Annotated in this window: 12 protein-coding genes and 1 tRNA gene; 4 read left to right on the top strand and 9 right to left on the bottom strand. The window is 62.0% G+C overall.

Annotated features, from left to right (window positions below; all coding sequences use genetic code 11):
- Nucleotides 1-137: 137 nt before the first annotated feature.
- Both APH34_RS01410 and APH34_RS01415 read left to right on the top strand, forming a co-directional pair.
- Entirely contained in the window at nt 138-1,409 is a 1,272-nt protein-coding gene (locus APH34_RS01410) for an MFS transporter (RefSeq protein ID WP_054899380.1), read from the top strand.
- Nucleotides 1,406-2,671 (top strand): amidohydrolase family protein, encoded by a 1,266-nt coding sequence (locus APH34_RS01415; RefSeq protein ID WP_054899381.1) that lies wholly within the window; start codon nt 1,406-1,408, stop codon nt 2,669-2,671. The genes APH34_RS01410 and APH34_RS01415 overlap by 4 nt, the downstream gene beginning before the upstream one ends.
- A 46-nt stretch (nt 2,672-2,717) precedes the next feature.
- Here the strand turns inward: APH34_RS01415 and APH34_RS01420 are convergent.
- The 5 genes from APH34_RS01420 to APH34_RS01440 all read right to left on the bottom strand — a co-directional run bounded on the left by APH34_RS01420 (nt 2,718) and on the right by APH34_RS01440 (nt 6,572).
- Nucleotides 2,718-2,791 (bottom strand) — tRNA-Gly (locus APH34_RS01420).
- Nucleotides 2,792-2,911: 120 nt separating this feature from the next.
- A complete protein-coding gene (locus APH34_RS01425; protein WP_054899382.1) occupies nt 2,912-3,799 on the bottom strand; it encodes an alpha/beta fold hydrolase in 888 nt (295 codons plus the stop codon).
- Nucleotides 3,800-4,142: 343 nt separating this feature from the next.
- Nucleotides 4,143-4,835 (bottom strand): pseudouridine synthase, encoded by a 693-nt coding sequence (locus APH34_RS01430; protein WP_054899383.1) that lies wholly within the window; start codon nt 4,833-4,835, stop codon nt 4,143-4,145.
- Between the two features lie 35 nt (nt 4,836-4,870).
- Nucleotides 4,871-5,089, bottom strand: coding sequence for a cysteine-rich CWC family protein (locus APH34_RS01435; protein WP_054899384.1), 219 nt, complete (start codon nt 5,087-5,089; stop codon nt 4,871-4,873).
- On the bottom strand, nt 5,082-6,572 hold the full coding sequence (locus tag APH34_RS01440; RefSeq protein ID WP_054899385.1) for a sensor domain-containing diguanylate cyclase: 1,491 nt from the start codon (nt 6,570-6,572) through the stop codon (nt 5,082-5,084). The genes APH34_RS01435 and APH34_RS01440 overlap by 8 nt, the downstream gene beginning before the upstream one ends.
- A 212-nt stretch (nt 6,573-6,784) precedes the next feature.
- Between APH34_RS01440 and APH34_RS01445 the strand changes: the two genes are divergently transcribed.
- Nucleotides 6,785-7,189 carry a hypothetical protein gene (locus APH34_RS01445; protein ID WP_054899386.1) on the top strand — a complete coding sequence of 135 codons (405 nt, stop codon included), beginning with the start codon at nt 6,785-6,787 and terminating at the stop codon, nt 7,187-7,189.
- Nucleotides 7,190-7,217: 28 nt separating this feature from the next.
- Here the strand turns inward: APH34_RS01445 and APH34_RS01450 are convergent, their stop codons facing one another.
- Nucleotides 7,218-8,324 carry an enoyl-CoA hydratase/isomerase family protein gene (locus APH34_RS01450; protein ID WP_054899387.1) on the bottom strand — a complete coding sequence of 369 codons (1,107 nt, stop codon included), beginning with the start codon at nt 8,322-8,324 and terminating at the stop codon, nt 7,218-7,220.
- Nucleotides 8,325-8,443: 119 nt separating this feature from the next.
- On the opposite strand from APH34_RS01450, the gene ung reads away from it, so the two are divergent.
- Entirely contained in the window at nt 8,444-9,136 is a 693-nt protein-coding gene (gene ung, locus APH34_RS01455) for a uracil-DNA glycosylase (protein WP_054899388.1), read from the top strand.
- A gap of 50 nt (nt 9,137-9,186) precedes the next feature.
- Here the strand turns inward: ung and APH34_RS01460 are convergent, their stop codons facing one another.
- The 3 genes from APH34_RS01460 to APH34_RS01470 are packed head-to-tail and all read right to left on the bottom strand — an operon-like array spanning nt 9,187 to nt 12,187.
- Nucleotides 9,187-10,218 carry an AbrB family transcriptional regulator gene (locus APH34_RS01460; protein ID WP_054899389.1) on the bottom strand — a complete coding sequence of 344 codons (1,032 nt, stop codon included), beginning with the start codon at nt 10,216-10,218 and terminating at the stop codon, nt 9,187-9,189.
- Complete coding sequence (locus tag APH34_RS01465; RefSeq protein WP_054899390.1) at nt 10,211-11,725, bottom strand: tripartite tricarboxylate transporter permease; 1,515 nt, start codon at nt 11,723-11,725, stop codon at nt 10,211-10,213. The genes APH34_RS01460 and APH34_RS01465 overlap by 8 nt, the downstream gene beginning before the upstream one ends.
- A 3-nt stretch (nt 11,726-11,728) precedes the next feature.
- Nucleotides 11,729-12,187: a tripartite tricarboxylate transporter TctB family protein gene (locus APH34_RS01470; protein ID WP_054899391.1), complete on the bottom strand. Its 459-nt coding sequence runs from the start codon at nt 12,185-12,187 to the stop codon at nt 11,729-11,731.
- Between the last annotated feature and the right edge of the window lie 67 nt (nt 12,188-12,254).

Raw genomic sequence — 12,254 nt, forward strand, 5'->3', positions numbered from 1 at the left:
TTGCCATAAGGTGGGGCCATCTCGGGCACCAGACCCAACACGCTCAACTTTTCTACTGCCATTTTCCGGGTCAGCACTGACTGACGTTATTGAAATGGAGCATCGCTGTGAGCATACAAAAACAACAAGTGGTCACTATGCAGTCTCGTAAGGCAGTCATCGCCACCGTGGTCGGCAATGTACTGGAGTGGTTCGATTTCACGGTCTACAGCTTCTTCTCCGTGATCATCGCCAAAGTGTTCTTTCCTACCGGTAACGAGCTGACGTCCTACCTGATGGCGCTGGCAACCTTTGGCGTTGGCTTTTTCATGCGTCCATTGGGCGGCATCGTGATCGGCTCGTACAGCGACAGAAAAGGCCGCAAGGCGGCCTTGTCTCTCACCATTCTACTGATGGCGGCCGGGACGTTGATCATCGCCATTACCCCCAGCTATGCACAGATTGGCCTGTTTGCTCCTGTGCTGATTGTGCTGGCGCGGCTGCTGCAAGGGTTCTCTGCAGGGGGGGAAACCGGCAGCGCCACGGCATTTCTGACCGAACATGCGCCACCAGGGCGCAAGGCGTTTTATGCGAGTTGGCTGCAATCCAGTATCGGTCTGGCCGTGGTGCTGGGGTCGGGTACCGGAGCGCTTGTCTCGTCCTGGTTGACGGTGGAGCAATTGGAGGGTTGGGGCTGGCGTGTGCCGTTTTTGGTGGGGTGCCTGATTGCCCCCGTTGGCTTCTATATCCGCCACCGCATCGAAGAGCCACCCGTCATCCATGCTGCAGGCGTGGCGAAATCGCCGCTGCGTGAAGTGCTTCGTAATCACAGGCGGGGCGCCACCACGGTGTTTCTGCTGGTGGTGTTGTGGACGGTGTGTACCTACGCGGTGTTGTTCTACATCCCCGCTTACGCCTCACGCGTACTGGGGCTGGCGAATCAGGTCGGATTCATGGCCGGCACCGTGGGTGGGCTTGTCATTGTCTTTGCCACGCCCGTGGTCGGGTACCTGGCGGATCGCTCTGGTTTCCGACCGTGGTTGATCGGCGCTGCGGTGGGAATCTTCACACTTATCTACCCAATGTTTCTGATGATCAACCAGTTCCCTGGGCTGCCATCTTTGATTGTCTTCCAGGTCGTTCTGGGGTTGCTGATTTCTGCGTACGTCGGGCCAATCCTGGCGGCATTCAGCGAGCTGTTGCCATCGCACGTGCTATCGACGGGGCTCTCCATCGCCTACAACGTGGCCGTCACCCTCTTTGGCGGCTTTGCGACCTTCACGATCACCTGGTTGATTGCCGTGAGCGGCAATCCGTTGGCTCCAGCTTTCTACATCATGTTCGCGGCAGCCGTCAGCTTCGTCGGTGCCGTGCTTTATCAGGATCGCCAACGTGTCGGCGGGCAACATTGGGAAGGAGTATATCGATGAGTAATGTAGCGCCAGCGACCTTGGTTCTGCGAAACGGCGCTGTCCTGGACCTGGACAACGGCCAACTTGTCCACGGTCAGGAGGTGGTGATCCGGTCGGGGCGTATCCTTGCCGTGCGGCCTGTGGGCACCGAGCCGGAGCCGGGCAGCACCGTTTGGGATGTGCGGGGCAGGACGCTCATGCCTGGGCTGATCGACTGCCACGTCCATGTGCTGGCCTCGCAGGCCAACCTGGGCCATAACGCGCTGCAGCCCAATGCCATCGTCATGTACCGCGCAATGCCCATTCTCAAGGGCATGCTGGAGCGTGGGTTCACCACAGTGCGGGATGCCGGGGGGGCCGATTGGGCATTGGCGCGGTCGGTGGCACTCGGGTTGATACCCGGTCCGCGGATTTTCGCCTCAGGCAAGGCGCTGTCACAAACGGGAGGGCACGGTGACTTTCGGGCCAGAGGCACGTTGCTGGCCAACGAGCCCTGTTCCTGTTGCTTCCGCGCTGGTGCCATCGCCCGGGTAGTCGATGGCGTCGACAACGTAAGGCTCGCAGTCAGAGAGGAGCTGCAGCAGGGGGCCACCCAGATCAAGATAATGGCGTCTGGCGGTGTAGCCTCTCCGACAGATCCGATCGCCAACACCCAGTACAGCGAAGCCGAGATCAGGGCGATCGTCGACGAAGCACAGGCGGCCAATACCTATGTCATGGCCCATGCATACACGCCTCGGGCCATCAAACGCGCAGTGGTGTGCGGGGTCAGAACGATCGAGCATGGCAACCTGGTCGACCTGGAAACCGCCAGGATCATGGCTGAACACGGTGCTTTTGCAGTGCCGACACAGGTGACCTACGAAATGCTTGCGCAGCACGGCCCGCGGTTCAATCTGTCACCTGAGTCGATCGCCAAGTTGGCCGATGTCAAGGAAGCGGGTCGCCGGGCCTTGTCCATCTATGCCGAGGCAGGGGTACAAATGGGCTACGGATCGGACTTGCTGGGTGAAATGCACGAGTTTCAAACGATGGAGCTGATGATCAGGGCAGAAATCCTCGGCAACCTCGAGGCGTTGCGCAGTGCTACAACCGTGGCTGCGAAGATCCTGCAGCAGGAATCAGCGCTGGGCCGAATCGCTGCGGGGGCTATCGCGGACGTGCTGGTAGTCGACGGCAATCCGCTGCGGGACATTCGCTGTTTGACCGGCGAGGGGGACGCAATCGTGGGTATCGTGCAGGAGGGGCGCATCATCAAGGGCAATCTGCCCACCGGATGAAGAGTGTTTGCAGTGCCGCTGGAAGGGTGCTTGAGAGAAGCAAGGCTGGAGCGGGTAGAGGGAATCGAACCCTCAACTAAAGCTTGGGAAGCTTTCGTTTTGCCACTAAACTATACCCGCATCTAAGCTCGACTTTTTACCAGAACGCCGTCCGAAATAGAAGCCCCAGTTATAAAGCAACGCTAAAAAAGCTTTCGGCGCCCCTTGCCCGCAGGGTCATGGCTGGGGGCGCCGATGCGCTCAGATGGCCCATGCATGCTGCCCTTGAGAGGCATACGGGTTGCGTGCCCGGGATTCCCGCACGCTCGGCTTGAGAAACCCGAGCAGGACGCTGCGGGTGTCTTCGCAGGCCGCCTTGTTCTCCATGTCGAGGAAATGGCCAGCGTCGCGGATCACGCTGAAGTGGCTCTTGCCGACATGTTTGCCGAACTGGCGGGCGTCCTCGGCAGTGGTGTACTCGTCACGGTCGCCGTTGATGAACAGTACCGGAATGTCGATATTGCGCGCACCTTTCAGGGCCCGGTCCAGGTCATGATGCAGCACCTGGTTGATGTGGAAGTGCATCTGCGCATATTCGTGGCTGTCCAGGCTGCTGACATGCCGGTAGTTGAAGCGCTTGAACAACGACGGCAGGTGTTTGCCGATGGTGTCGTTGACCAGGTTGCCCACTTGGTAGCGATCGCAGGCGGCCAGGTACTGGCAGCCGCGGTCCAGGTAGTCGCGCATCGGCTCGTTGATCACCGGCGAGAACGAACTGACCACCGCCTTCTTCACCTGCCGCGGCTGGTGCGCCAGCGCCAGCAGGGTGCAGGCACCGCCCCATGAGAACGACATTACGTGGTCGGCCTGGAAATGCTCGATCAGCTCAAGGAGGATATGTGCCTCGGTCTCCTTGCTGATCAGCCGTTCCTGGCGGTTGTGCGGCTTGGACTTGCCGGCGTACGGCTGGTCGTACAGCACAACGTTGAATTGCGGGTGCAGATTGCGCACCGTCTGGGCGAACGAGGCCGTGGTGGCCAGCGAACCGTTGATCAGGATGATCGTTTTCTCGGCTGCATCCGCGCGATAGAACTCCGTGTAAACCCGATACTGACCTTGGATATCAAGTACAGCGATTTCTGGCCTCATGTCATCGACTCCTGGCGCAAAAAGGGTATTCGCGTCACCTAGGGTGCACGTTCTTTATGACAGGTAGGCAGTTGCCTGAAGAGAAAACCGGGCCCTGTGTCGATCCTTGGTACAGATGTCGACGGTATTGTTTTGACGGGCAATTCGCCGTGCCCCAAGGCATCGAGGCTTTGGGTGGCCGGCAAAAAGGTGTCTGGGTACGCAGTTGTGACTGGCTGGTCACGCGCGGACTGACAAGCTAGGAGTCAAGCAGCGGGTGAGGCTTCGTGCAAGTGGCGCTGGGGGGAAAATGTGACGTTTGCCGCTGGGCGGTCGTATGACCGCTCTGCGCTGTTGGCTGGGCTTAGACAGCGGCTACTTCTTCGGCCGATAACGCCCTGAACTGCCCGGCTGCCAACCCAGGGTCCAGGCGTATCGCCCCCATGCTTTCCCGATGCAACCCCACTACCTTGTTGTCAAACTGCCCGAACATGCGCTTGACCTGGTGGTAGCGCCCTTCGACGATGGCCAGCCTGGCGGTGCGTGGGCCAAGGATGTCCAGTTGGGCGGGCAGGGTGGTCAGGTTTTCGAAGGCAAAATAGAACCCTTCGCGAAAACGGGCGACATAGTGCTCGCCTATTTCGTCCTCGGTTTGTACCAGGTAATGCTTGGGCAGCTTGGTCTCTGGCTGGGTCAGGCGCCGCGACCATTGGCCATCGTTGGTCAGGATCATCAGCCCGGTCGTGTTGAAGTCCAGCCGGCCGGCAATGTGCAAGCCTTCGCGCAGCCCTGCAGGCAGCAGGTCCAGTACGGTGCGGTGCTGCGGGTCGTGGGTGGCGCTGACACAGCCGGTTGGCTTGTGCAGCATCAGGTAGCGCGCCGGAAGGCCCGCCTGCAGCAATTGGTCGTCTACCTCGATACGGCTGAATTCGCGCACTTCAAGGCGGGGGTCGGCTACCGCTTCACCGTCCACGCGCACGCGCCGCTGTACCAGCAGCAGGCGTACTTGCTGGCGGTTATAGCAGGGCAGGTTGGCAAGGAAGCGGTCGAGGCGCATGGCGGGAGCAGGCCGAAGGACGCAGGGCACGCAGTCTAGCGTTTTTCACCTGCGGGCGCATCCAGCTGGTCCAGCACCTGGGCGCAGCGCGGGCAAAGGCAGGCCTGGTTGCGCAGTTCGGCAGGCAACGCCTGCAGCACCGCCGCGTCGATGGTCACGGTGTAGCACCAGCAAGCCTCGGTGGCGCTGCGGGGGGTGGCCAGGGTGCACTGGTTGAGGGCGCCACAGGCGGGGCAGTGCTGGCTGTCATTCATGGTCGGTTCCGGGTGTTTCACTGCAAGTACGGTTACGGCCGGCCTGCTTGGCTCGGTACAGCGCACGGTCGGCGCGCGTCAGCAGGGCGTGCAGGCTGTCACCCGGCTGCAGCGCACTCAGGCCAATGCTGGTGGTCAGGCGCAGCGGCCGTTCGTCATAGCTGAAGGTCAGTTGCTCGGTACGCCGACGGATCTTTTCGGCGACGTCGATAGCGTGCCTGCCGTCGGCCTCGCGCAGCAGCACGATGAATTCCTCGCCGCCCCAGCGGCACAGTATATCCGACTGGCGCAAGCTGCCTTGCAGCACATTGGCGAACTGGCGCAGCACTTCGTCGCCTGCCAGGTGACCGTGGGTGTCGTTGAGCGCTTTGAAGTGGTCGAGGTCAATCAGCAACGCCACCAGCGGCGCGCCGTCGCGCTGGGCTTCCTGCAGCGCTTGTGCCGCCAGCAGGTCGAAGCTGCGCCGGTTGGGCAGCCCGGTGAGGCTGTCGAGGGTGGCCACGGCCTCGATGCTGGCCTGGTGACGCCTGAGCATGGCATGCAGCAGCGTCAGTACCACCAGGGTGATCATGGTGCAGATCGCCAGGTTCAGGTAAAGCGAGTGGCGAATGCGGTCCAGTGCGCCCGTTTCGCGCTTGTCCACCAACAGGTACCAGTCCAGTTCCGGGAGGTGGCGCACGTTGAGGAAGTGGCTATGGCCTGCGCTGTCCCGGTATTCGTGGCTGCCCTGTGCGGGGACAGGGTGCTGCGCCAGCAGCTCGCTCAGTTCGGGGTTGGCCTGTAGCGGTTGCCCGGCCCTGAGGCCATGTGGGCCGCCGCCAGAGCCAGTGAGCAAGACCGTGCCTTTGGCGTCGGTAAAGAACACCGAGCGCTGATAACGTTGCTGGTAGGTGTCGATCAGGTTGACCACGGCCTTCACACTCAAACCGACCCCGGTCGCGCCGATGAAACGTTGCTGGTAGTCCAGCACCCGGTAATTGATGAACACCGTGAGGCTGTCATGGTTGGCCATGTCCAGGTCGACGTTGATTTCGTAAGGGGCCTTGAGGTCACGCACGCGGAAATACCAGGCATCACGCCAGGTGCCTGGTTCGACATGCTTGAGCACACCCCGGGCCTGATAGTAGGTGAGGGTGCGATCGGAGACGAAGAATGAGGTGAAGGTGTCCTGCTGGCCCATGACTTCGCCAAGGAAGTGCGTGATACGCCGAGGGTCCTGTTCACCGGCAAGCACCCAATCGCGCAGGAAGGTGTCCTGGGCCATCATCGAGGCGATCAACACGGGGCGAATAAGGTCTTTCTGGATTTCGGAATAGACCGTGTCGGAGGTCAGCGGCAGCTCGGTATTGACGATGGCGTCGCGGATCGCGCTGCGGGAAGCCCAGTAGCTGAGCAACGATGTGGCCAGAAAGCCACAGGCCAGCAACATCAGCAGGGCGAGGATCAACGAGCGCTGCGAAAACAGGGCGGAGCGTGAAGGCATGATCGTCCCGTGATGTGTGCCGAGGCCTTCATTCTAGTGATATGACCCGAAAAAGACTGCAGATTTTTCGGGGTTATTTCGAGCTGTTTCTATTTGTTGCTGAAAGGGCACTGCACCTTGTTGCAACGGTCTTATTCATTGTCGACGAACGCTTTTGAGTCGACGCTCGCCAGCGCCGCTGTTCGGGCACCCCAGCGGTCCAGGAGGCCGCCATGTTCTATCGAATGCTGTTGATCGCCCTGTTGGGGCTGATGACATCCGCCTGTGTGCCCTACTACCAAGGTGGCACCTATTATCGTTCCGATTATTACACCACCGATCGTTATGTATCGCCTGGGTATTACCGATATGACCGTTACTATGCAGTGCCGCAACCGCGCTACTACTACCAGCCGGCACCGCGCTATTACCGGCCCGCCCCGGTGCCGCAATACCGTCCCTATCCACAGCCGGGGATGAACCAGTGGCATGGCAACCCGCGTTACGACTATGGCAATCGTCAGCGTTATGACTATGGGCGCGATCGGGACCGCCATGATTACCGTAACGACAGCCAGCGCTATCAGAACGACCGTTGGCATTCAAACGGGCGCGGCAATGGCAACTGGCAGCGGTGAACGTTGAAGGGGCGGCACAGCAGCCCCGTCAAGCCAGATCCGCCAGCGGATGCCGCCCCTCCCACACCTTGGCGAAATGCGCCTCAACCACCGCCGCTGGCACCTGGGCCACATCCGGCCAGTGCCAGCGCGGCTGGTTGTCTTTGTCCAGCAAGCGGGCGCGCACCCCCTCGCTGAACTCTGGATGACGGCAGCAATTGAGGCTCATGCTGTATTCCATCTGGAAGACCTGGGCCAATGACAAGTGCCGTGCCCGGCGGATCTGCTCCCACACCAGGTGCGCCGTCAGCGGGCAGCCTTCGTGCAGCCGCTGGCCGGCCGCAGCGAGCAGCGGGTCGGTGTGGTGTTTCAAACTTTCCAGTGCACGCCATGCGGCAGCAGGTTCGGCGACATCAAGCAGTTCGTCGATCACCTGACGCCTGGGTAGCCATTGGGCCGGTGGCAGTTGCGCACAGGCGCGATGCTGTTCGGCCTTGAGCAGGCTGTTCATTTGCAGATCGGTCCGCTCCTGCCAGTTCAGTTGCAGCAGCTCATCGATCAGGCCTTCCTGTTGATGTTCGCCCAACAGGCGGTCAGCCAGGCCAAGGTCCAGCGCATCGCGGGCGTTGATCGGCGCACCGGTCAGCCCCAGGAACAGCCCGAGCTTGCCGGGCAGGCGGGCCAGGAACCAGCTGGCGCCAACGTCGGGGTAAAGGCCGATGCTGATTTCGGGCATCGCCAGGCGGCTACTGGGGGTGACGATGCGCACGCCAGCGCCTTGCAGCAACCCCATGCCGCCACCCAGCACATGCCCGTGGCCCCAGCACAGCAGCGGCTTGGGGTAGGTGTGAATGAAATAGTCGAGGCGGTACTCGGCAGCGAAGAAGGTGGCCGCCAGTGGCGGCACGCTACCTGGATGCTCACGGCATGCCTGGGCCAGCGCCCGTACATCGCCCCCGGCGCAAAAGGCCTTGGCGCCATTGCCACGCAGCAGCACGCAGACGATGCCCGGATCACGGGCCCACTCGTGCAAGTAATCGCCGAGCACTTCGATCATCGGCAGGGTGAGGGCATTGAGCGCCTTGGGGGCATCCAAGGTGGCAATGCCGATGCGGGCGCCATCGGCGCCGGTCAGTACCTCGCAATGAATGGACATGGACTACCTCGCGCAATTCATCCTCCCAGTATGGCCTGCCTGGCCGATCATGCAGGCCGGATCGATTGACAAGCACGGATGCCTTACCTAGTGTCGCGCCATTGATTACGGATGGCCCCATGACTGACGACGATCGCATCAAACTCGAGCCCAGCTGGAAGGCCGCGCTGCGTGCCGAGTTCGACCAGCCCTACATGCACCAACTGCGTGAGTTCCTGCGCCAGGAGTACGCCGCCGGCAAAGAGATCTACCCGCCGGGGCCGCTGATTTTCAATGCGCTGAACTCCACGCCACTGGAACAGGTGAAAGTGGTGATTCTTGGCCAGGACCCGTACCACGGCCCCGGCCAGGCCCATGGCTTGTGTTTCTCGGTGCAGCCAGGCGTGCCAGCACCGCCTTCGTTGGTGAACATCTACAAAGAGCTGCAGCGCGACCTGAACATCCCCATTGCCAACCATGGCTACCTGCAGAGCTGGGCCGAGCAGGGTGTATTGCTGCTCAACACGACCATGACTGTCGAGCGCGCCAATGCCGCGTCGCATGCCAAGAAAGGCTGGGAGTTCTTTACCGACCGGATCATCCAGGTGGTCAGCGAGCAGTGCCCGAACGTCGTGTTCCTGCTGTGGGGCGCCCATGCACAGAGCAAGCAGAAACTGATCGATGGTACCAAGCACCTGGTGCTCAAGTCGGTACACCCGTCGCCACTGTCGGCGTACCGAGGGTTCCTGGGTTGCGGGCATTTCAGCCGGACCAACGGCTTTCTCGAGCAGCGTGGGCTGACGCCGATCAACTGGGCGCTACCGCCGCTTTGAGCGATGGCCCCATCGCCGGTAAACACCACCGGCGATGGGATAAGCGCTCCTCAGCCCTGATCTTTCACCCAATACCTGAACATCGGCTCGGCCAGAAATAGTACGAACAGCAAGCGCATCACCTGCAATGCCGTCACCAAGGGCACCGACAACTGCAGGGTCTCTGCCGTGAGGCTCATTTCGGCGATCCCGCCGGGCATCATCCCCAGGGTCAGCGAGCGCAGATCCAGCTCCGTCATCACACTTAACCCCCACGCGGCACTGCCGGCAACCAGCATGCACAGCGCCGTGCTCAGCAAGGTGCGCCCCAGAAACGAGGGGGCCCGGCGGAAGAATGCGCGGTTGAAGTGGCAGGCCAGCCCGCTACCGATCAGCCATTGGCCAATCTGGCTGGCTCCGTTGGGCAAAGCAATCTGCAAATTGCCCGCAAGGCTTAACGTAGCCGCCACCAGCAATGGCCCGAACAGCCAGGGGTTGGGTTGGCGCAAGCGCTGCCATAGGAAACCGACCGCCACCCCCAGCGGCGCAATCACTGCAAGCCAGCCCCAACTCACACTCCCGGCGTGATTGAGCGCTACCCCGTCACCGATCAGCAGCTTGAACAGCGCCGGTACGCACAGCACCACCGCCAGCACCCGCAGGCTCTGCGCCGCCGCTACCTGGCTGAGCACTGCGCCGTTGCGCGCACCCAGGTTGACCATCTCCCCGGATCCACCAGGCATGCTGGCGAAAAACGCCGTGGCGCGGTCTTCACCGGTGCGCCGCAGCAGCCACACACCGATCACGCTGGACAGTGTCGTGAACAACGCCGCACAGAAGATCAGCACGAAATGGCTAGCCACTTGCTCGATCACCGCCGGGGTGAAGTGCAGGCCGATACCGAGCCCGATGATGCATTGCCCGCATTTGCGGCCATTGGGGATTTCTGAAAGCTGCCAGGGCGTCAGGCAGCGCACCAGGATGATCGCCAGCAATGAGCCGACCATCCATGGCAGCGGCCAACCGACCCAGCTGGCGAGGTACCCGCCAGCAAGGCCTACCAGCCCTGTCGCCCAGAACAGCGGCAACGACCGATCAGGCATCGGCCATCGCCCGGCGCTGCAGGCTGCGTTTGCGCCAGATGCGCAGCAGCGGCAGGCAGAGCATGCACACCACCAGCACCCAGACGCCCATGCTGATCGGGCTTGACCAGAGGATGCCCAGTTCTCCGTTGGAGATGGACAGCGCACGGCGCAGGTTCTGCTCCATCAGCCCGCCGAGGATGAAGCCGAGCAGGATCGGCGACAGCGGGAAGTCCAGCTTGCGCAGGATGTAGCCCATGATGCCGATGCCGACCATCAGGAACAGGTCGAAGGTGGTGGCATGCACGGCGTACACACCGATCGCGGTGATGATGGCGATCACCGGCACCAGCGCCCAGTTCGGCACGGCGAGGATACGGGTGAAGATGCGGATCATCGGGATGTTCAGGATCACCAGCATGATGTTGGCGATGAACAGAGAAGCGATCAGGCCCCAGACGATGTCTGGTTGCTGTTCGAACAGCAGCGGGCCGGGGGTGATGTTGTACAGGGTCAGTGCGCCGATCATCACTGCGGTGGTGCCCGAGCCTGGCACGCCCAGGGTCAGCATCGGCACCAGGGCGCCACAGCACGAGGCGCCGATGGCCGTTTCCGGCGCTGCCAGGCCACGGGCGTCACCCTTGCCGAAGTTGCCCGAGGTGCCGGCAATGCGCTTTTCGGTCATGTAGGCAACCGCACTGGCCAGGGTGGCGCCAGCACCGGGCAGCACGCCCATGATGAAACCGAGCAGGCCGCAGCGGATATTGACCGCGAACACCGACGCTGCTTCCTTGAAGTTGAACAGCATGCGCCCGGTTGCCTTGACCGCCTGGTGGCCATGGTGCGTCTTCTCCAGCAGCAGGAGAATCTCGCTGATCGAGAACAGGCCCAGCACCAGCACCACGAACTGGATGCCGTCGGCCAGGTGCACGCTGTCACCGGTGAAGCGGTACACGCCACTGTTGGCATCGATGCCCACTGCCGACAGGAACAGGCCGATCAGTGCGGCGATAAAGGTTTTCAGTGGTTTGTCACCGGCCATACCGCCGAGGCAGACGATGGCGAACACCATCAGTACGAAGTACTCCGCCGGGCCGAAGGCAATGGCCCATTTGGCCAGCAGTGGGGCAAACAGCACCATGCCGCACGTGGCAATGAACGCACCGATGAACGAGCTCCAGGCCGACAGCGACAGGGCCACGCCGGCCAGGCCCTTGCGGGCCATTGGGTAGCCGTCCAGGGTGGTCATCACGGTCGAAGCTTCGCCAGGAATGTTCAACAGGATCGAGCTGATGCGCCCGCCGTATTCACAGCCCAGGTACACCGCGGCCAACAGGATGAGCGCCGACTCCGGCGGCAAGCCGAGGGCGAAGGCGATGGGGATGAGCAGTGCCACGCCGTTGATTGGGCCCAGCCCCGGCAGCAGGCCGACGACGGTGCCGATCAAGGTGCCCGACAGGGCGGTGACCAGGTTGTACGGGCTCAAGGCCACGCCGAAGCCCTGGCCCAGGTAGCTCAAGGTATCCATGTGTCAGTTCTCCAGTACGCTCAGCAGGCCAAGGGGCAGGGGCACATCCATTACGCGGTCGAACAGCCAGTACAGGAACAGGCTCATGCCGACCACCACGACGCTGCTGAACAGCCAGCGGCCGCCATACAGGCGGGCCATGGGGATGCCAACCAGGATGGCGCTGACGATGAAGCCCAAGGTTTCGAAGGTGCTGGCGAAGAGGATCAGCAAACCGACGCAGGCGGTGATCTTCAGCAGGGTTTCGCGGTCAAGTTCGGGCTCGTCGTCCTTGCGCACGATCGGGGTCGGGCGAATGGCGAGGTAGAGCAGGCCAAGGCCCATCAGGCCGAGCATCAGCAGTGGGTAGGCGCGGGGGCCGACCGGTTCGTAGGAAAACGCGGCCTGGTAGGGCCAGGCCATGACGGCCAGGGCGGCGCACACCGCCAGCAGAGCCAGGGCGAAGATACGTTGCAGGATCATGAGTAAATCCTCATTGGGCGCGGACTTTGTGGGAGCGGGCTCGCCCCGCGAATACCGGCACCGCGGT

The sequence above is a fragment of the Pseudomonas sp. NBRC 111131 genome, assembly GCF_001320525.1.
Taxonomy (GTDB): Bacteria; Pseudomonadota; Gammaproteobacteria; order Pseudomonadales; family Pseudomonadaceae; genus Aquipseudomonas; species Aquipseudomonas ceruminis.

What these genes read in the sequence shown, in the direction of transcription:
- APH34_RS01410 (WP_054899380.1), top strand. Translation starts at nt 138, where the DNA reads ATGCAGTCTCGTAAGGCAGTCATCGCCACCGTGGTCGGCAATGTACTG.
- APH34_RS01415 (WP_054899381.1), top strand. Translation starts at nt 1,406, where the DNA reads ATGAGTAATGTAGCGCCAGCGACCTTGGTTCTGCGAAACGGCGCTGTC.
- APH34_RS01425 (WP_054899382.1), bottom strand. Translation starts at nt 3,799, where the DNA reads ATGAGGCCAGAAATCGCTGTACTTGATATCCAAGGTCAGTATCGGGTT.
- APH34_RS01430 (WP_054899383.1), bottom strand. Translation starts at nt 4,835, where the DNA reads ATGCGCCTCGACCGCTTCCTTGCCAACCTGCCCTGCTATAACCGCCAG.
- APH34_RS01435 (WP_054899384.1), bottom strand. Translation starts at nt 5,089, where the DNA reads ATGAATGACAGCCAGCACTGCCCCGCCTGTGGCGCCCTCAACCAGTGC.
- APH34_RS01440 (WP_054899385.1), bottom strand. Translation starts at nt 6,572, where the DNA reads ATGCCTTCACGCTCCGCCCTGTTTTCGCAGCGCTCGTTGATCCTCGCC.
- APH34_RS01445 (WP_054899386.1), top strand. Translation starts at nt 6,785, where the DNA reads ATGTTCTATCGAATGCTGTTGATCGCCCTGTTGGGGCTGATGACATCC.
- APH34_RS01450 (WP_054899387.1), bottom strand. Translation starts at nt 8,324, where the DNA reads ATGTCCATTCATTGCGAGGTACTGACCGGCGCCGATGGCGCCCGCATC.
- ung (WP_054899388.1), top strand. Translation starts at nt 8,444, where the DNA reads ATGACTGACGACGATCGCATCAAACTCGAGCCCAGCTGGAAGGCCGCG.
- APH34_RS01460 (WP_054899389.1), bottom strand. Translation starts at nt 10,218, where the DNA reads ATGCCTGATCGGTCGTTGCCGCTGTTCTGGGCGACAGGGCTGGTAGGC.
- APH34_RS01465 (WP_054899390.1), bottom strand. Translation starts at nt 11,725, where the DNA reads ATGGATACCTTGAGCTACCTGGGCCAGGGCTTCGGCGTGGCCTTGAGC.
- APH34_RS01470 (WP_054899391.1), bottom strand. Translation starts at nt 12,187, where the DNA reads ATGATCCTGCAACGTATCTTCGCCCTGGCTCTGCTGGCGGTGTGCGCC.